This is a genomic window from Streptomyces sp. NBC_01092 (assembly GCF_045039535.1).
Taxonomy (GTDB): Bacteria; Actinomycetota; Actinomycetes; order Streptomycetales; family Streptomycetaceae; genus Streptomyces.
Map to the genome: position 1 here is coordinate 8,029,893 of NZ_CP108659.1, position 18,450 is coordinate 8,048,342.

General features: G+C 68.6%; 12 protein-coding genes. 10 read left to right on the top strand and 2 right to left on the bottom strand.

The features are described 5' to 3' along the window. Window positions 1-135 precede the first annotated feature (135 nt). The 9 genes from ngcE (at window position 136) to OG254_RS36490 (ending at window position 12,236) form a co-directional block, all read left to right on the top strand. On the top strand, window positions 136-1,599 hold the full coding sequence (gene ngcE, locus OG254_RS36450) for an N-acetylglucosamine/diacetylchitobiose ABC transporter substrate-binding protein (RefSeq protein ID WP_405590475.1): 1,464 nt from the start codon (window positions 136-138) through the stop codon (window positions 1,597-1,599). Window positions 1,600-1,657: 58 nt separating this feature from the next. Continuing rightward, window positions 1,658-2,584: a sugar ABC transporter permease gene (locus tag OG254_RS36455; protein ID WP_351186466.1), complete on the top strand. Its 927-nt coding sequence runs from the start codon at window positions 1,658-1,660 to the stop codon at window positions 2,582-2,584. Window positions 2,585-2,587: 3 nt separating this feature from the next. After that, the gene (locus OG254_RS36460; RefSeq protein ID WP_147997787.1) at window positions 2,588-3,511 is read left to right on the top strand and encodes a carbohydrate ABC transporter permease; all 924 of its coding nucleotides are present in this window, start codon (window positions 2,588-2,590) and stop codon (window positions 3,509-3,511) included. Window positions 3,512-3,705: 194 nt separating this feature from the next. Next, a complete protein-coding gene (locus tag OG254_RS36465; RefSeq protein ID WP_351186464.1) occupies window positions 3,706-4,905 on the top strand; it encodes an ROK family transcriptional regulator in 1,200 nt (399 codons plus the stop codon). Between the two features lie 133 nt (window positions 4,906-5,038). Then, window positions 5,039-6,139, top strand: coding sequence for a substrate-binding domain-containing protein (locus OG254_RS36470; RefSeq protein ID WP_405595387.1), 1,101 nt, complete (start codon window positions 5,039-5,041; stop codon window positions 6,137-6,139). A 202-nt stretch (window positions 6,140-6,341) separates the two neighbouring features. Beyond that, complete coding sequence (locus OG254_RS36475) at window positions 6,342-7,133, top strand: ATP-binding cassette domain-containing protein (protein ID WP_187284592.1); 792 nt, start codon at window positions 6,342-6,344, stop codon at window positions 7,131-7,133. Continuing rightward, the gene (locus OG254_RS36480; RefSeq protein WP_405590482.1) at window positions 7,130-8,419 is read left to right on the top strand and encodes a sugar ABC transporter permease; all 1,290 of its coding nucleotides are present in this window, start codon (window positions 7,130-7,132) and stop codon (window positions 8,417-8,419) included. The genes OG254_RS36475 and OG254_RS36480 overlap by 4 nt, the downstream gene beginning before the upstream one ends. Before the next feature lie 222 nt (window positions 8,420-8,641). After that, window positions 8,642-10,570, top strand: a complete 1,929-nt coding sequence (gene dxs / locus OG254_RS36485) for a 1-deoxy-D-xylulose-5-phosphate synthase (protein WP_405590484.1) — start codon at window positions 8,642-8,644, stop codon at window positions 10,568-10,570. Window positions 10,571-10,712: 142 nt separating this feature from the next. Next, the gene (locus OG254_RS36490; RefSeq protein WP_405590487.1) at window positions 10,713-12,236 is read left to right on the top strand and encodes an amino acid permease; all 1,524 of its coding nucleotides are present in this window, start codon (window positions 10,713-10,715) and stop codon (window positions 12,234-12,236) included. 175 nt (window positions 12,237-12,411) lie between these two features. Here OG254_RS36490 and OG254_RS36495 read toward each other — a convergent pair whose 3' ends face one another. After that, window positions 12,412-12,783, bottom strand: coding sequence for an NTP pyrophosphohydrolase (locus OG254_RS36495; protein WP_405590490.1), 372 nt, complete (start codon window positions 12,781-12,783; stop codon window positions 12,412-12,414). Between the two features lie 19 nt (window positions 12,784-12,802). Continuing rightward, a complete protein-coding gene (locus tag OG254_RS36500) occupies window positions 12,803-13,756 on the bottom strand; it encodes an NAD(P)-dependent oxidoreductase (protein WP_405590493.1) in 954 nt (317 codons plus the stop codon). 252 nt (window positions 13,757-14,008) lie between these two features. On the opposite strand from OG254_RS36500, the gene OG254_RS36505 reads away from it, so the two are divergent. Beyond that, window positions 14,009-18,331, top strand: coding sequence for a LamG domain-containing protein (locus OG254_RS36505; protein ID WP_405590495.1), 4,323 nt, complete (start codon window positions 14,009-14,011; stop codon window positions 18,329-18,331). Window positions 18,332-18,450 lie beyond the last annotated feature (119 nt).

Genomic DNA, 18,450 nt, shown 5'->3' on the forward strand with positions numbered 1-18,450 from the left:
TGGCGGGAAGTGGACTATACCTGTCGGCACTTCACATGATTCCGCACTTCCTGCACGAACCCAGCTTGACCCGATCGCGGTGCCGGGGAGGATCCGGTTCACCGCCTGAGTCCTGGAGAAGGCGAGGACTTGAGCATGGGATCCACTTCTGCCCAGAATCCCGGTAAGAACGGCTCCGCGGGTGTCGGACGCCGCGATCTGATCAAGCGGTCCGCCGCGCTCGGCCTGATTTCCGTGCCCACGATGAGCTTCCTGTCCGCGTGTGCGAGCAGCGGTGGCGGCGGCAACGGCGACAAGGCCAAGGAAGGCAAGAAGACCGAGAAGAACCCGCTCGGCGTCAATGACACCGCGCAGATGGAGTTCGTACTCTTCGACGGCGGATTCGGTAAGGAGTACGCCGAGGACGCCGTGAAGATCTACGAGAAGAACTTCCCCGAGGTGACGGTGAAGTTCGCCGCCACCCAGAAGATCCAGTCCACCCTCCAGCCCCGCTTCAACCAGGGCACCCCGCCGGACCTCATCGACAACTCCGGCGCCGAGCAGATGGACATGGGCGTCCTGGTCGGCAAGGACCAGCTCGCCGACCTCACACCCCTGCTGGACGCCCCGTCCTTCGACGACCCGAGCAAGAAGGTCCGCGACACGCTGCGCCCCGGCATCGTGGAGATGGGTCAGTTCGACGGCGACCCGGTCTGGATCATGTACTACGCCTACACGGTCTACGGCGTCTGGTACTCGCAGAAGGCCCTGGACTCGCTCGACGAGCAGTACCCCGAGACCTGGGACCAGATGCTCGCGGTCTGCGAGAAGGCCAAGAAGAAGGGCATGGCGGGCTGGACGTACGCGGGCAAGTACCCGTACTACCTCCCCTTCTCGCTCTACCCGATGATCGGCAAGGTCGGCGGTGTCGAGGTCCTCGACGCCATCGACAACCTGGAGCCGAACGCCTGGAAGCACCCGGCGGTCAAGGCGTGCTTCGAGGCCTACTACGAGCTCTACAAGAAGGGCTACGTCCTCAAGGGCACCCCGGGCCTGGACCACATCCAGTCGCAGACCGCTTGGGCCCAGGGCAAGGCGCTGTTCATCCCGAACGGCTCCTGGGTGGAGAACGAGTCGGCGAACGTCATCCCGAAGGACTTCGACCTCGCCGTCTCCGCGCCGACCGGCATCGACTCCTCCGACAAGATGCCCTTCGGCACGATCTGGGCCTCCGGCGGTGAGCCCTTCATCGTCCCGGCCAAGGCGAAGAACACCGCGGGCGGCATGGAGCAGCTGCGGATCATGCTGAGCGAGGCGAGCTCCAAGAACTTCACCAGCAAGGTCAAGTCGCTGACCGCGTACAACGGCGGCACCGACGGCATCACCCTCACCCCGGGTCTCAAGTCCGGCGTCGCGGCGCTCGACAAGGCCGGCCAGAACGTGGTGAACCCGCGGCTGCAGGACTGGTATGTGCAGCTCCAGAAGGAGAAGATCGGTGTCTCCGGTCTCGGCGAGATGATGGCCGGGCGTCTCACCCCCGCCGAGGCCATCAAGAAGATCCAGGCCTTCGCCGACGAGGCCGCCAAGGACTCGTCGATCAAGCACTACAAGCACCAGTAGTCCGGTGAGGATCCGTCACCAGCGGCGGCACCCGCGCGCAGATCGGGGTCGATAGCAAATGCAGCACGGCAAGTACCGGTTCATCGTGGGGTTCCTCGCGGTGCCCCTGGGGTTGTACGCGCTCTTCGTCGTCTGGCCGTTCATCCAGTCCATCTACTACTCGTTCACGGACTGGACCGGGCTGAGCCCCGAATTCAAAATGGTCGGCTTCGACAACTACGAGAGGATGCTCGACGACGACATCTTCTGGAAGTCGTTGCAGCACAGTCTCTGGTTCGCGTTGCTGCTGCCGCTGGTGACACTCAGTTTCGCGCTGTTCCTCGCCTTCATGATCAATGTGGGCGGGCGGCGGAGAAAGGGCGGCCCGGCGATCACCGGTGTCCGCGGGTCCGGGTTCTACAAGATCGTCTATTTCTTCCCGCAGGTGCTGTCGATCGCGATCGTCGCGTTGCTGTTCGCCTTCGCGTACAACCCGGACAGCGGAGCGATCAACTCGATCCTGCGCGGGATCGGGCTCGACAGCGTCCAGCCGCTGTGGCTCGGCGATCCGAACCTGGCGCTGTGGGCCGTCATGGGCGTGATCGTCTGGTCCACGGTCGGTTTCTTCGTGGTCCTGTTCTCCGCCGGTATGGCCTCCATCCCGGCGGATCTGTACGAGGCCGCGCTGCTCGACGGCGCCGGCCGCGCCGCCACGTTCTTCCGGATCACCCTGCCGCTGCTGTGGGACACCGTGCAGTCGGGCTGGGTCTACATGGGCATCCTCGCCCTGGGCGCCGAGTCCTTCGCGGTCGTACACATCATGACGACCGGGCCCGGAGGACCCGACTACTCGACCACGGTCATGGTCTTGTACGTGTACCAGAAAGCGTTCCGTGACGGGCAGGCCGCCTACGCCACCACGATCGGTGTGGCCCTGCTCATCGTCACGCTGGCCTTCGCCGCGATCATCATGCGGCTGGGACGGCGCGAGCGGCTGGAGTTCTGACAGATGAAGACGACCGAGACCACCGCGCCCGTACCGGCCGAGTCCGGGATGCCCATCACCAAGACCGGGGTGCCGGCCAAGGCGCCGGCCAAGGAGAGGAAAGAGGGCACCGTCCTCAACGTCTTCTCCCACGGCGTTCTCGTCATCTGGGCGTTCATGGTCGCCATGCCGCTGCTGTGGGCGGTGATGACGTCCTTCAAGGACGACGCCTCGATCTTCGGCTCGCCCTGGTCGCTGCCGGACAAACTGCACTTCTCGAACTGGTCGCGGGCCTGGACCCAGGCCAATATGAGCGACTACTTCCTCAACACCATCCTGGTGGTGGGGGGTTCGCTGATCGGCACCCTGGTGCTCGGCTCGATGGCGGCCTACGTCCTCGCCCGCTTCGACTTCCCGGGCAACCGCTTCATCTACTTCCTGTTCATCGGCGGCATGAGCTTCCCGATCATGCTCGCGCTGGTCCCGCTCTTCTACGTCGTGAACAACATGGGACTGCTGAACACGATCCACGGGCTGATCCTGGTCTACATCGCGTACTCGCTGCCGTTCACCGTGTTCTTCCTCACGGCGTTCTTCAGAACGCTGCCGACATCGGTGGCCGAGGCGGCCTTCGTCGACGGTGCCTCGCACAGCCGTACGTTCTTCCAGATCATGCTCCCGATGGCCAAGCCGGGACTGATCAGCGTGGGCATCTTCAACTTCTTGGGCCAGTGGAACCAGTACATGCTGCCCACGGTGCTCAACACCGACCCCGACAAGCGGGTACTCACCCAGGGCTTGGTGCAGTTGGCCGTAAGCCAGGGCTACAAGGGTGACTGGTCCGGACTCTTCGCCGGCCTCGTGATGGCGATGCTGCCGGTGCTCGCGGCGTACATCATCTTCCAGCGCCAGGTGGTCGCGGGGCTGACCGCGGGGGCGCTGAAATAGCCCCGGGGTAGCGCTCCGGAACCGCTCGCATGCACGCCGTTCCCACGCTCGGGAACGGCGTGCACAGGTGTGTGCACGTACCCGGATCCGGTTCAACCTCTTGACGGGAGGCAACCCGAACGGCTCAGCTTAGAGTTCACTAGTTGGACACGAACGGGGCCCCATCGATGAGGTCCCGCGCGCAGGAGGTCGTCGTGGAGACTCCGGGGTCGCAGTCGTCACTGCACCGAGCCAACCTGGAGCGGGTCGTCCGGGCCGTACGGCTGGCCGGATCCCTCACCCAGGCGGAGATCGCTAGGACCACCGGTCTGTCCGCGGCAACGGTCTCCAATATCGTCCGTGAACTCAAGGACGGCGGAACAGTCGAGGTCACGCCGACCTCGGCGGGTGGCCGCCGGGCCCGCAGCGTCTCGCTGAGCGGGGACGCCGGCATCGTCATAGGGGTCGACTTCGGCCATACCCATTTGCGCGTCGCGGTCGGGAACCTGGCCCATCAGGTGCTGGCCGAGGAGTCCGAGCCGCTGGATGTGGACGCCTCCTCGACACAGGGCTTCGATCGCGCGGAACAGCTGGTCAACAGGCTGATCGGGGCGACCGGCGTCGACCGTTCCAAGATCGCCGGGGTCGGTGTCGGCGTGCCCGGCCCGATCGACGTCGAGTCCGGCACCCTCGGCTCCACCGCCATCCTGCCGGGCTGGACCGGCACCAAGCCCGCCGAGGAGCTGCGCGACCGCCTCGGGGTGCCCGTGCACGTCGACAACGACGCCAACCTGGGCGCCCTGGGCGAGCTGGTCTGGGGCAGCGGGCGGGGCGTGCGGGACCTGGCCTACATCAAGGTCGCCAGCGGTGTCGGCGCCGGTCTGGTCATCGACGGCAAGATCTACCGGGGCCCGGGTGGCACCGCTGGAGAAATCGGGCATATTACTCTTGATGAATCCGGCCCGGTCTGCCGCTGTGGAAACCGGGGCTGCCTGGAGACCTTCGCGGCCGCGCGCTATGTGCTTCCGCTGCTCCAGTCCAGCCATGGCACCGATCTGACCATGGAGGGCGTCGTACGGCTGGCCAGGGACGGAGACCCGGGCTGCCGTCGGGTGATCGCCGACGTCGGCCGACATATCGGCAGTGGAGTCGCGAATCTCTGCAATCTCCTGAACCCGAGCCGCGTGGTCCTGGGCGGTGATCTCGCCGAGGCCGGTGAGCTGGTCCTCGGGCCCATCCGGGAGTCTGTCGGCCGCTATGCGATCCCCAGCGCCGCGCGCCAACTTTCCGTTCTTCCGGGGGCACTTGGCGGCCGTGCCGAGGTGCTCGGCGCACTGGCGCTCGCGCTCAGCGAGATGGGTGATTCAACCCTTTTGGACAGTACGCTGCACGCGGCCGCTCCTGCCTTCACTTAGAGAACGGATGGCACCGTTGCCAACCCGTTAAGGATTTACTTCTTGACGTCGCACGTGTGGCCGAGTTGACTTCCAGCCACCTCGGCCGCAACGACGCGGCCTCGTCAGGGAGGTTTCTGAAGTGAACACGCGTATGCGTCGTGCCGCCGTTGCCATTGCCGCAGGTGCGATGGCCGTCTCGCTGGCTGCCTGTGGCAGCGCCGAGGAAGCCGGTGGCGACGACTCCACCGCCAGCGCCGCCAAGGGCGACAACATCAAGGTCGGTCTCCTGCTCCCGGAGAACCAGACCGCCCGGTACGAGAAGTTCGACCGGCCCCTGATCGAGGAAAAGATCAAGGAGCTGACGAACAACAAGGCGACGATCGACTACAACAACGCCAAGCAGGACGCCAACCTGCAGGCGCAGCAGGTCGACACCATGATCACCAACAAGGTGGACGTCCTCATCCTGGACGCCGTCGACGCCAAGGCGATCAAGAACTCCGTGCAGAAGGCCGTCGACGCCGGCATCAAGGTCGTCGCCTACGACCGCCTGGCCGAGGGCCCGATCAGCGCCTACACCTCGTTCGACAACGTGTCCGTCGGCAAGACCCAGGGCGAGGCCCTGCTGACGGCGCTGGGCGACAAGGCGACCAAGGACTCCAAGGTCGTCATGATCAACGGCTCGGTCACCGACCCGAACGCCGCGCAGTTCAAGGAAGGCGCCCACTCCGCGCTCGACGGCAAGGTCACCATCGCCAAGGAGTACGACACCAAGGAGTGGAAGCCGGAGAACGCCAACTCCGAGATGGAGGCCGCGATCTCGGCCGTCGGCAAGAACAACATCGCCGGCGTCTACTCCGCCAACGACGGCATGGCCGGCGGTATCATCACCGCCCTCAAGGCCGCCGGCATCAACGTCCCGGTCACCGGTCAGGACGCCGAGCTGGCCGCCGTGCAGCGCATCGTCACCGGCGAGCAGTACATGAGCGTCTACAAGCCGTACGCCCCCGAGGCCACCGCCGCCGCCGAGATGGCCGTCGCGCTCGCCCAGGGCAAGTCGCTCGACTCCATCGCCAAGGACAAGGTCGACAGCGGCAGCGAGAAGGGCATCCCGTCCGTGCTCGTGCCCGTCACCTCGCTGACGAAGGACAACATCAACGACACCGTCATCAAGGACGGCGTCTACACCGCCGATGAGATCTGCACCGGCAAGTACAAGGCCGCTTGCGACAAGGCCGGCGTCACCGGCTGAGTCGAATCGGCGAAAGCAGCCTCAGGTCCCTTTCCAGGTGCGGGAATTCGTCCTTGAATTCCCGCACGGGACATGACTGCAAGCCAAGACTCCTCCGGCGCCCCGCGTATACGTCAGCCCCGCAAGCTCGGCGCGGGGCGCCGGACGGAACCCCCCAACTTTTCTCTGTACAGCCCTTCCGCCGGGTCAGGCGGCGAAGGAGATGGTTCACGTGTCCGCTACGCCCGTGCTGGCGTTGCGCGGGGTCTCCAAGCGGTTCGGTGCCGTTCAGGCGCTCACCGACGTAGAGCTTGAGGTCCACGCCGGTGAAGTGGTCGCCCTGGTGGGCGACAACGGCGCCGGAAAGTCCACGCTGGTCAAGACGATCGCCGGCGTGCACCCCATCGATGAGGGCGTCATCGAATGGGACGGCAAGGCCGTCTCGATCAACCGGCCGCACGACGCCCAGAGCCTGGGCATCGCGACGGTCTACCAGGACCTCGCGCTGTGCGACAACATCGACGTCGTCGGCAACCTCTTCCTGGGCCGTGAGCTGAAGAAGCGCGGCATCCTCGACGAGGTCGAGATGGAGCGCCGCTCGCGCGAGCTGCTCCAGACGCTGTCGATCCGCATCCCCAGCGTGCGCATCCCGATCGCCTCGCTGTCCGGCGGTCAGCGCCAGACCGTGGCCATCGCCCGCTCCATGCTCGGCGAGCCCAAGCTGGTCATCCTCGACGAGCCCACCGCCGCCCTCGGCGTCGAGCAGACCGCCCAGGTCCTCGACCTGGTCGAGCGGCTGCGCGAGCGCGGCCACGCCGTGATCCTCATCAGCCACAACATGGCCGACGTCAAGGCCGTGGCGGACAAGGTCGCGGTGCTGCGGCTCGGCCAGAACAACGGCGTCTTCGAGGTCAAGACGACCTCGCAGGAGGAGATCATCTCCGCCATCACCGGCGCCACCGAGAACGCCGTGACCCGCCGTGCGGCGCGCACGAACGGGGAGGTTTCCAAGTGAGCATCGACAAGACCTCCGCCACGCAGGACCACGAGGTCCTGAACACCGAGGCCGCCGCGGCCGCGGTGACCGCCGTCGACCCGCGCCTGCTGGTGCAGGAGCAGGGCCTGGCCGGCTACCTCACCGAGTTCCGGCGCAAGCTGAAGGCCGGTGAGCTGGGCTCCCTGCCGGTCATCCTCGGCCTGGTCGTCATCTGCGTCATCTTCCAGAGCCTGAACTCGGCCTTCCTGTCCGCGCAGAACATCAGCGACATCACCGTCACGATGGTCGGCACGGGCATGATCTCCGTCGGCATCGTCTTCGTGCTGCTGCTCGGCGAGATCGACCTGTCCGTCGGCTCGGTCAGCGGCGCGTCCAGCGCCATCGCGGCCGTCCTCGCCGTGAACCAGGGCTGGCCCGAGTGGGCGGCCGTGCTCGTCGCCGTCGCGGCGGGTGCCGTCATCGGCGCGGCGCACGGCTTCTTCTTCGCGGTGCTCGGCGCTCCGGCGTTCGCCGTCACGCTGGCCGGTCTGCTGTTCTGGCTCGGCTTCATGCTCCAGACACTGGGCGAGAACGGCACGATCAACCTCGACAGCGACGGCCTCATCGGCAAGCTGACGACGTACTTCTTCACGGACGTGGCGGCCGCGTACGCCCTGGCGGCTGTGATCACCGCGGTGTTCTTCATCACCTCGTTCCTGGGCAACCGCCGCCGCGAGGCCGCGGGCATCCCGTTCCGGCCGATGAGCGACACCATCCTGCGCACCGTGCTGCTGGGCGTCGTCTCCTTCGCCGCGGCGATCATGTACAACCAGTACAAGGGCCTGCCGATGGCCACGGTGATCTTCCTGGTGTTCCTCTTCGCCACGGACTTCGTGCTGCGCCGTACCTCGTACGGCCGCAAGATCTTCGCGCTCGGTGGCAGCGTCGAGGCCTCGCGTCGTGCCGGTATCAACGTCACCGCGGTGCGCATCACCGTGTTCGCGATCTCGGGTGGCTTCGCCGCCATCGGTGGTCTGTTCCTGGCTTCGAAGATCGCGTCCGCCAACCAGAGCGCCGGTACGGGTGACCTGCTCATGAACGCCATCGCCGCTGCCGTGATCGGTGGTACGTCGCTGTTCGGTGGACGTGGCCGCACGTGGAACGCGCTGCTCGGTGTGCTGGTGATCGTCTCGATCCAGTACGGCCTCCAGCTGGAGTCCATCGCCGAGCCGGTGAAGTACATGATCACCGCGGGTGTGCTGTTGACCACGGTCGTGATCGACTCGATCACCCGGAAGACGCAGAAGACCGCGGGTCGCGCATAGCGCGGAACGCCGTAGCGCCGTAGGGGCGTGGGTGAACTGGCGGGTGCCGGTCCGTATGGGCTGGTCGCGCAGTTCCCCGCGCCCCTTATCGGCGTTGTAGTACGGGGTGTTACTGGGTAGAGCCGAATGCGTGATGTACGTCCCCGGGCCCGGGAACCTTCCGCTGAGGCGGAACATTAGACTCGACAAGCCCGGCAACAGCTCTACTGCAAGGAGGCACGGGTGCCGCTGCTGACCCGCATCACGGGACCGCGCGATCTGGACCGGCTCAGCCCTGAGCAGCTGGACCAGCTGGCCGAGGAGATCCGGACCTTCCTTGTCGAGGCGGTTTCCAAGACAGGCGGCCACCTCGGGCCCAACCTCGGTGTGGTGGAGCTGACCATCGCCCTGCACCGGGTCTTCGAGTCGCCGAAGGACAAGGTGCTCTGGGACACGGGCCACCAGTCCTACGTCCACAAGCTGCTCACCGGCCGCCAGGACTTCTCCCGGCTGAAGATGAAGGGCGGCCTGTCGGGCTACCCCTCGCAGGCCGAGTCCGAGCACGACGTCATCGAGAACTCGCACGCCTCGACGGTCCTCGGCTGGGCCGACGGCCTCGCGAAAGCCAACCAGCTGCGCAAACGCGACGACCATGTCGTCGCCGTCATCGGTGACGGCGCCCTGACCGGCGGCATGGCCTGGGAGGCGCTGAACAACATCGCCGAGGCCAAGGACCGCCCCCTCGTCATCGTCGTCAACGACAACGAGCGGTCGTACGCGCCGACCATCGGCGGCCTCGCGAACCACCTGGCGACGCTGCGCACCACCGACGGGTACGAGCGCTTCCTGACCCGCACCAAGGAGATCCTCGACCGCACCCCGGTCGTCGGCAGGCCGCTCTACGAGACCCTGCACGGTGCCAAGAAGGGCCTGAAGGACTTCATCACGCCGCAGGGCATGTTCGAGGACCTCGGCCTGAAGTACGTCGGCCCGATCGACGGACACGACATCGAGGCCCTGGAGTCGGCGCTCGCGCGCGCCAAGCGCTTCGGTGGCCCGGTCATCGTGCACTGCCTCACCGAGAAGGGCCGCGGCTACCAGCCCGCCCTCCAGGACGAGGCCGACCGCTTCCACGGCATCGGTCCCATCCACCCCGACACCGGTCTTCCCATCAAGGCCTCGGGCGCCGACTGGACGTCGGTCTTCGGCGACGAGATGGTCAAGCTCGGCAAGGAGCGCGAGGACATCGTCGCCATCACGGCCGCAATGCTGCAGCCCGTCGGCCTGAAGAAGTTCGCGGACACCTTCCCGGACCGCATCTACGACGTCGGCATCGCCGAGCAGCACGGCGCGGTGTCGGCCGCCGGCCTCGCCCACGGCGGGGTGCACCCGGTCTTCGCCGTGTACGCCACCTTCCTCAACCGCGCCTTCGACCAGGTCCTGATGGACGTGGCGCTGCACAAGTGCGGCGTCACTTTCGTGCTCGACCGGGCCGGCGTCACCGGCACCGACGGCGCCTCCCACAACGGCATGTGGGACATGTCGATCCTCCAGGTCGTGCCCGGCCTGCGGCTGGCCGCGCCGCGGGACGCCGACCAGGTGCGGGCGCAGCTGCGCGAGGCCGTCGAGGTCAAGGACGCGCCGACCGTCGTCCGCTTCTCCAAGGGCGCCGTCGGCCCCGCCGTACCCGCCGTGGGGCGGGTGGGCGGCATGGACGTGCTGCGTGAGCCCGGCACCGACACCCCGGACGTGCTGCTGGTCTCCGTGGGCGCCCTCGCGCCGATGTGCCTGGAGATCGCGAACCTGCTCGACAAGCAGGGCATCACCACCACCGTCGTCGACCCGCGCTGGGTCAAGCCCGTCGACGAGGCCATGGCACCGCTCGCCGAGCGCCACCGCGTGGTCGTCACCGTCGAGGACAACTCCCGCGTCGGCGGCGTCGGCTCGGCGGTCGCGCAGGCTCTGCGCGACGCGGGCGTGGACGTCCCGCTGCGTGACTTCGGCATCCCGCCGCGCTTCCTCGACCACGCCTCCCGTGCCGAGGTCCTGGTCGAGATCGGCCTCACCGCCCCCGACATCGCCCGCCAGGTCACCGGTCTTGTCTCCAAGCTGGACGGCCGGTTCGACGGTGCGGCGGCCGAGGTCGACTCGGTGGAGCCCGCGCGCGACTGACCGCCGCTGACGGCCGGATGGGCCGGTTTCACCACCCATGCCGGTGGTGAAACCGGCCCATCTGTGTGATTCCGCCCATGCCGGGGCAGGCGTATCACGCCCCCTCTCGATCATGTCGAGGACGACAAGCGTGGGAGGAACCGTGAGCAGCACACTCTTCCGGACGAAGAGAGTCGAGCAGTCCATCCTCGACACCGAGGAGCCAGAGCACGCGCTCAAGAAGTCCTTGTCCGCGCTGGATCTGACCGTCTTCGGTGTCGGCGTCATCATCGGCACCGGCATCTTCGTGCTCACAGGCACAGTCGCGAAGAACAACGCCGGACCCGCGGTGGCCCTGGCGTTCGTCGTGTCCGGCGTCGCCTGCGCACTGGCCGCCCTCTGTTACGCCGAGTTCGCCTCCACCCTCCCGGTCGCCGGGTCGGCGTACACGTTCTCGTACGCCTCCCTCGGCGAACTGCCCGCCTGGATCATCGGCTGGGACCTGGTCCTGGAGTTCGCGCTCGGCACGGCGGTGGTGGCCGTCGGCTGGTCCGGCTACATCCAGTCGCTCATGGACAACGCGGGCTGGGAGATGCCCGTGGCCCTGGGCAGCAGAGAGGGCGCCGACGCCTTCGGCTTCGACATCCTCGCCGCCGCGCTCGTCCTCGTCCTCACCTTCATCCTCGTCCTCGGCATGAAGCTGTCCGCGCGGATCACGTCCCTGGTCGTCGCCATCAAGCTGGCCGTCGTCCTGACCGTGATCGTCGCCGGCGCGTTCCTGATCGACGGCGACAACTACGACCCGTTCATCCCGAAGGCCCAGACGGTGGACGCCGGCAGCAATCTCGACGCCCCGCTGATCCAGCTCATGTTCGGCTGGGCGCCTTCCAACTTCGGCGTGATGGGCATCTTCACCGCCGCCTCGGTCGTGTTCTTCGCCTTCATCGGCTTCGACGTCGTGGCGACCGCCGCCGAGGAGACCAAGAACCCGCAGCGCGACATGCCGCGCGGCATCATCGGCTCCCTGCTCATCTGCACCACGCTGTACGTCGCCGTGTCGATCGTCGTCACGGGCATGCAGCACTACACCAAGCTGTCGGTGGACGCCCCGCTCGCCGACGCGTTCAAGGACACCGGGCATCCCTGGTTCGCGGGCTTCATCAGCTTCGGCGCCGCGGTCGGGCTGACGACGGTCTGCATGATCCTGTTGCTCGGCCAGACCCGTGTGTTCTTCGCGATGAGCCGCGACGGACTGCTGCCGCGCTTCTTCTCCCACGTCCACCCGCGGTTCAGGACCCCGCACCGGCCGACCATCCTGCTCGGCGTGATCATCGCGGTCCTCGCCGGTTTCACCCCGCTGACCGAACTCGCCGCGCTGGTGAACATCGGCACCCTGTTCGCCTTCGTGGTCGTGGCCATCGGCGTGATCATCCTCCGCAACACCCGCCCCGACCTGCCCCGGTCCTTCCGCACCCCGTGGGTGCCGGTCATCCCGATCCTGTCGGTGTGCGCCTCGCTGTGGCTGATGATCAACCTGCCCGCCGAGACCTGGGTCCGCTTCGCCATCTGGATGGTGGCGGGCTTCGGCGTGTACTTCCTCTACGGCCGCTCCCACAGCCGTCTCGGACGGCACGAGGAGACGACCGTGGCCGAGGTGGAGAAGGGGGAGGGCGGAAACACCGCCTGAGCGCTCCGCTGGAAGCGCCGGGTCGTGTCGTTGCTCGTCCGCCGCGCCGTCGTGGCTGGTCGCGCCCACGCGGCGGAGCCGCACATCGATAGAGCCTCGCGCCCCTTGGGGGCGTTCCCGAACCGCAGTGGACTTCGCCCGACCCGCTCGGCCCGACCCGGAGGAGCGGGGCCGCCTACGGCCGTACCGTACGCGGCCCCGCCACGTCCGCCCCCAACTCCGTGACCCGCCGCCGCAGTTCCCGGTCCGCGGTCACCACCAGGCAGGGCCGCCCGCCCGCCTCCGCGACCAGCTCGACCATGTGGTCGTCGCCGCTCCCGGCAGCGGACTCCACCCGCACCCCCGGCACGCTCTCCACACCACGAGCGGCCCCCTCGACCACGAGCACGATCTCCACGGGCCCCGCATGCCCCGGCACCCCGTCCGCCGCCAGCCGGTCCCGCAGCCGCTGCGCGGCCCCCCGCCGATCCCGCCACCACCCGTCGGGCACCGACCCGACGACGTTCGCGGCGTCGACGATCACCAGCAGGGGGACATCCTCAGTCATGGAGCAAGCCTCGCACGGCTCACTGCGCGGCCTTGCCCTCCTCGAAGCTGGCGAAGTACGCGGCCGCCATGTCCTCGTCCCCGTGCCCCAGCTCGGCGGCCCGCTCGAAGCGCTCCGCGCTCGCCTCGGCGACGTCCAGACGTACGCCGTGCCGCTCGCCCGCCTCCACGATGAGCCGCGCGTCCTTCGCGGCCGTGGTCACCGCGAACGCGGCCGGGGTCAGCGCGTCGTTCAGCACCAGCCCCGTCTTGACCCGCAGGTACCCCATGTCGAGCGCCCCGCCGTCGATCACCTCGAAGAACCGCTGCGGGTCCACGTCGAGGGCCTTGGACAGCGCCAGCACCTCACCGGCCGCGTTCGTCACGGCCAGCACCCAGCTGTTGGCGACCAGCTTCAGCCGCGTCGCGGTGCCGGCCCCGCCGTCCTCGCCGGTCCACACCGTCCGGGCGCCGACGGCGTCGAACACCGGCGTCACCGTCTCCCGCCCCTCGATGGGCCCCGCCGCCAGCACGGTGAGCTGACCGGCCTCGGCGGGCTGGCGGGTGCCCAGGACGGGGGCGTCGTAGAAGACGAGACCGTGCTCGCGGGCGAAGGCGGCCAGGTCGGGGACGGCCTCGATCCCGGCAGTCGTCGACTGCATCCACACGGCACCGGACCGCAGTGCGGGCGCCGCCTCACGCATGACGTCGAGCGTCGCGGGACCGTCGTACAGCATGGTCAGGACGACATCGGCGTCCCGGACCGCCTCGGCGGGGGTGTCGGTGACGGACGCGCCGTCGCCGGTCAGGGGCTCGGCCTTGGCCCGGGTGCGGTTCCAGGCGCGGACGGTGTGCCCTGCCCTGACCAGGTTGCGGGCCATCGCGGCGCCCATGATGCCGGTGCCCAGGACGCTCACGGTGAGCTTGTCGGTCATGACGTCGAATTCCTGTTCTCGTGCGGACGTTGCTGCTGTGGTCCAGCTTGCCTCGCACACGCGGAGATGCCTCGGAACCCACGAGCCGGACGGGGAGTTGGCGTGGGGCCCGAGTTGTCTGACGAGGCGTGAGTTAGTTCAGAGTTCAGGCATTCGGAATTCACCGTTCCTTCCCTGCATCCCCATAACTTGACGTGTTCATAGCGGATCTTGGTCGAGTTGTGACCGGGACGGGGAGGGGCCGTGAGGGTGGTTCGACGTGTGCGTGGACGAAGGGGGGCGGGTAGATCCGTCGCGTCCATCGCGGTGGGGATGGGTGTGGCCGTGACCGTCGGCCTGCTGCCGATGGAAGCGATGCCGGCGGTGGCCGCCGCGCGGTCGGCGGCGGCGTCACCGGCTGCGAGTGAACAGTCGTCCGGGGCCGGGGAAGCCGCGGTCGCGGCCACCGAGGACGAGGCGTTCGCCCGGGCGAAGCGGCTGGGCAAGAACGTGGAGGTCCTCTCGCTGCGCGGCGAGAGCACCGATGTGTACGCCACGCCCGGCGGTGACCTCGAGTCCCGCGAGTACCTGCGCCCGGTGCGGACCCGGATCGACGGCGAGTGGCGGTCGATCGACACCGAACTCGCGGCGGTCGGGGCGGGGGCCGGCAAAGGCATGGTCGCGCCGAAGGCGGCCTCGGTCGGGCTCGCGTTCTCCGGTGGCGGTGAAGGGCCGCTGGTACGGCTGGAGCGGGCAGGCCGGACCCTTGAACTGTCCTGGCCCGGCACCGTACCGGCACCGAGTCTCGACGGGGACACGGCCACGTACACCGACATCCTCCCGGACGTCGACCTTCGCCTCGCCGCCCGGCCCGAGGGCTTCACCCAGCTCCTCGTCGTCAAGTCGGCCGAGGCCGCCGAGAGCAAGGAACTCGCCGAGCTGCGGCTCAAGTTGGGAACCGAGGGGCTTCGGACGCGGGAGACCGCGAACGGTGGCCTCGCCGCGGTCGACGAGGGGTCGGGCGGGGTCGTGTTCGAGGCACCCCGGCCGGTGATGTGGGACTCCAGCACGGCGGGAGCTCAGCCGGCGTCGGCCGCGAAGGCCGTAGAGCCCGCGTCCTTCTCCGCTGCCGATACCGCCGAGGCCGGCGAAGCCACCGACACCGAGCCCGGCGACCCCGAGCCCACGGCCGCCGACTCCGGCCGCGTCGAGCCCATCGGGATCGACATCCCGGCCGGCGGCGACGAGCTCGTCCTCACCCCGGACAAGGACCTGCTCACCGGCTCCGACACCGTCTACCCCGTCTTCATCGACCCGCAGTGGTACTCGCCGAAGGCCACCTCGTGGACCATGGCCTCGCGGTACTGGGCGGGTTCGCCCCAGTGGAAGTTCAACGGCGATTCGGACGCCGGGCTCGGATTCTGCGGCTGGAGCTACTGCAGCCCGCAGGACGTGAAGCGGCTCTTCTATCAGATCCCGACCACCAAGTTCGCGGGCCGCAGCATCCTGTCCGCCGAGTTCGTCGTGCGCAACACCTGGTCGTCCTCCTGCGAGGCGCGCGAGGTGCAGCTCTGGCGGACCAAGGGGATCAACTCCTCCACCACCTGGAACACCCAGGACGAGTCCGGCTTCTGGATCGACCACCTCCGCAGCCGCAGCTTCGCCCACGGCTACGACGGCTGTGCCGCCGCCGACGCGGAGTTCGACGTGAAGGACGCCGTGGCGATGGCCGCGTCGAAGAAGTGGCCGCAGATCACCTTCGGCATGCGCGCCAGCGCCTCCGGCGAGAGCGACCGCTACAGCTGGAAGCGGTTCTCCGACGACGCGTTCCTGCGCGTGCGCTACAACCGTCCGCCGCCGCGGATCTCCACCTCGCAGCTCACCATGGACCCCGGCGGCACCTGCGAGCCGAACGACACCCGGGTGCGGGTGCGCTCCCGCGCCACCGTCCGCGCCAACAACGTCACCGACCCCGACAAGGACCGCGTCCAGGTCCAGTTCCGCGGGGTGTGGGACGCGGGCGACGGCTGGAAGCAGCACTGGATCTCGGCCAAGAGCACGGACAAGGCGTCCGGTTCGGACTTCTCCATCCAGCTGCCCACCTCCATCCCGCAGAACAAGATCGTCGGCTGGCAGGCGCGCGCCTGGGACGGCGGTCAGTGGTCCGCCTGGAGCTCTCAGAACTCCCACAGCTGCCACTTCGTCTACGACACGACCGTGCCCGTGGGCCCGTCCATCACCTCGTCCCAGTACCCCGGCTCCGACCCCGCTGACCCGAACGACCCCTGGTGGGACGGCGTCGGCCGGTACGGCACCTTCTCCATCGACACCTCCTCCGGTGACGTCACCAAGTACTGGTTCGGCATCAACGGCTCGCCCACCAGCGCCCACACGCTGACCACCTCCGGCGGCGGCGCCAAGACGATGAAGTTCATGCCGACCAAGCCCGGCGTCAACTTCATCACCGCCCAGGCCTTCGACGCTGCCGGCAACGGCTCCGAGACCCGCACCTACTACTTCCGGGTCCGCTCCGGGCAGCCCGACCGGCTCGGCTGGCAGATGGACGAGGCCGCCGGTGCCACCCAGGTCACGGGCGCGGGCGGCGAATGGCCCGCCACGTTGAACGGCGATCTGAAGCCGGGCGGCCAAGGCGTCACCGGCAACGGCCTGGAGCTGGACGGCACCGACGACTTCGCGGCCAGCGACTCCCCGGTGCTGAACACCGCCAAGAGCTTCACGGTGTCGGTGTGGGCGAAGCTGCCCGCCAACCCGACCGGCGCGCCGGTCGCCGTCGCCCAGGCGGGCTCCAACACCAGCGGGTACGAGCTCTACTACTCCACCGCGCTCGGCGGCTGGGTCTTCATGCGGCACACCAGCGACGCCTCCGGCACCGGGGTGGCGAGGGCCGTGCAGCCGGCCTGCGCGAGCGGGGACACCGCCTGCCAGACGGCACGCACGGGCACCTGGACGCACCTGGTCGGCGCCTTCAACTACCCCAGCCAGCAACTGAAGCTGTACGTCAACGGCACGCTCGTCGGCACCGCCCCGTACACCACCACCCCCTGGGACGCCCGCGGCCGCACGATCCTCGGCGCCGCCTCCCACTACGGGACCGTGGAGGGCTTCTTCAAGGGCTCCCTCGACGAGGCGCAGTTCTTCGACTACCAGCTCACCGACTCCCAGGTCGGCCAACTGCACAACCGGCAGCCGGTGAGCAGCGCCCGCCCGGCCAAGCTCGTCTTCCCGATGGACGAGGCCGCGACCGACGTCGCCCTGACCGGCCGTGCCCAACAGGCCCCCGCTCAGCTCCTGGGCGGCGCCACCAGCGGGGTCACCGGCGTCAACGGCCGTGCGGTGCAGTTCGACGGCGTCGACGACTACGCCACCACCGGCCGCCCGATCATGGACACGGCCCAGAGTTTCGCGGTCTCCGCCTGGGTGAAGCTGCCCAAGGACAAGGAGGCCAAGGCGATGACGGCCGTCGCCCAGGCCGGCACCGTCAACCCCGGGTTCGAGCTGTACCACTCCACCGCGCTCGGCGGCTGGGTCTTCATCCGGGAACAGAGCGACACGGCCGACTCCACGGTCGTCCGCGTCACCCAGTCCGCCTGCCCGGCCAACACCAACTGCGCCGCGGCACGGCTCGGCGAGTGGAACCACGTCGTCGCCGTGCAGGACGTCGACGCGGGCAAGATCCTGCTCTACGTCAACGGCGTCCTGGAGGGCACGGCCGCCTTCACCACCCCGTGGCTCGCCGTTGGCCGGGTCACCCTGGGCGGCACCTACCGGGCGGACGGCACCCTGGGCAGCCCGCTCAAGGGCGCCATGGACGACGTACGCCTCTACGACCGGGCGGTCTCCGACGACGAGGTGCGTCAGCTCTTCAAGCAGCGGCCGCTGGTCACCAGCCGCTGGAAGTTCGAGACCGCGTCCACGGCCACCCCGCCGGTCACCCCGGACGCCGGTGCCGCCGGCGCGGGTCTGAGCCTCCACAACGGCGCCGGGCTCGGCTCCGGCTGGGTCGACGGCGGCCTCAACCTCGACGGCGTCGACGACTACGCCGCCACCGCGAGCGGCACCGTGCCTCTCGACACCGCGGCCAGCTTCACCGTCAGCGCCTTCGCGCAGGCATCGGCACGGCCCACCGGCCAGGTCGCGCTGCTGAGCGCGCCGGGCACGAACAAGGACGCGTTCTCGGTCCGGTACATCCCGAGCAGCACCCCGGACACCAACGGCGGCCGCTGGCGGATCACCACCGCGGAGGCGGACAAGACCGACGCCGGGTCCGTCGAGGTCGAGAACGGGCAGTTCTACGGCCCCGAGGAGTGGACCCATCTGGCACTCGTCTACGACGGCTTCGCCCGCGAGATGCGGCTGTACGTCAACGGCGAGCTGGAGGAGGTCGCCTGCCAGGACGCGAACGACGACGGCGAACCCGACGTCAGCGGCTGCGCCGAGCAGGTCTCGTACTCCGAGAACGTGCTGACCTTCAAGGCCGTCCAGTCGCTGCGCCTCGGCCGCGACCGGGCCGGCGCCTACTTCCCGGGCTCCCTGTCGGACGTGTGGACGTTCCAGGGCGCCCTCAGCGACTCGCAGATCGACCATCTGTCGCTGGGCATGCCGGGTGTCGCCACCGAGGTCCCCGGCTCGGACTGACCGGGGCAGCGCCGCGTCGCGGTCCGGCTCCGGCCGGGCCGCGACGGCATGCGCACCGTCCAGAAGACCTTCCGCGCGAGCTCTCACACGAGGCTGCGCACCCCCAAGGCAGCCCGGGT

Excerpts from the sequence above, each read along its gene's own strand:
- OG254_RS36495 (WP_405590490.1), bottom strand. The coding sequence starts at position 12,783 with ATGACTGAGGATGTCCCCCTGCTGGTGATCGTCGACGCCGCGAACGTC.
- OG254_RS36505 (WP_405590495.1), top strand. The coding sequence starts at position 14,009 with ATGGGTGTGGCCGTGACCGTCGGCCTGCTGCCGATGGAAGCGATGCCG.
- OG254_RS36475 (WP_187284592.1), top strand. The coding sequence starts at position 6,342 with ATGGTTCACGTGTCCGCTACGCCCGTGCTGGCGTTGCGCGGGGTCTCC.
- OG254_RS36460 (WP_147997787.1), top strand. The coding sequence starts at position 2,588 with ATGAAGACGACCGAGACCACCGCGCCCGTACCGGCCGAGTCCGGGATG.
- OG254_RS36455 (WP_351186466.1), top strand. The coding sequence starts at position 1,658 with ATGCAGCACGGCAAGTACCGGTTCATCGTGGGGTTCCTCGCGGTGCCC.
- OG254_RS36470 (WP_405595387.1), top strand. The coding sequence starts at position 5,039 with ATGCGTCGTGCCGCCGTTGCCATTGCCGCAGGTGCGATGGCCGTCTCG.
- ngcE (WP_405590475.1), top strand. The coding sequence starts at position 136 with ATGGGATCCACTTCTGCCCAGAATCCCGGTAAGAACGGCTCCGCGGGT.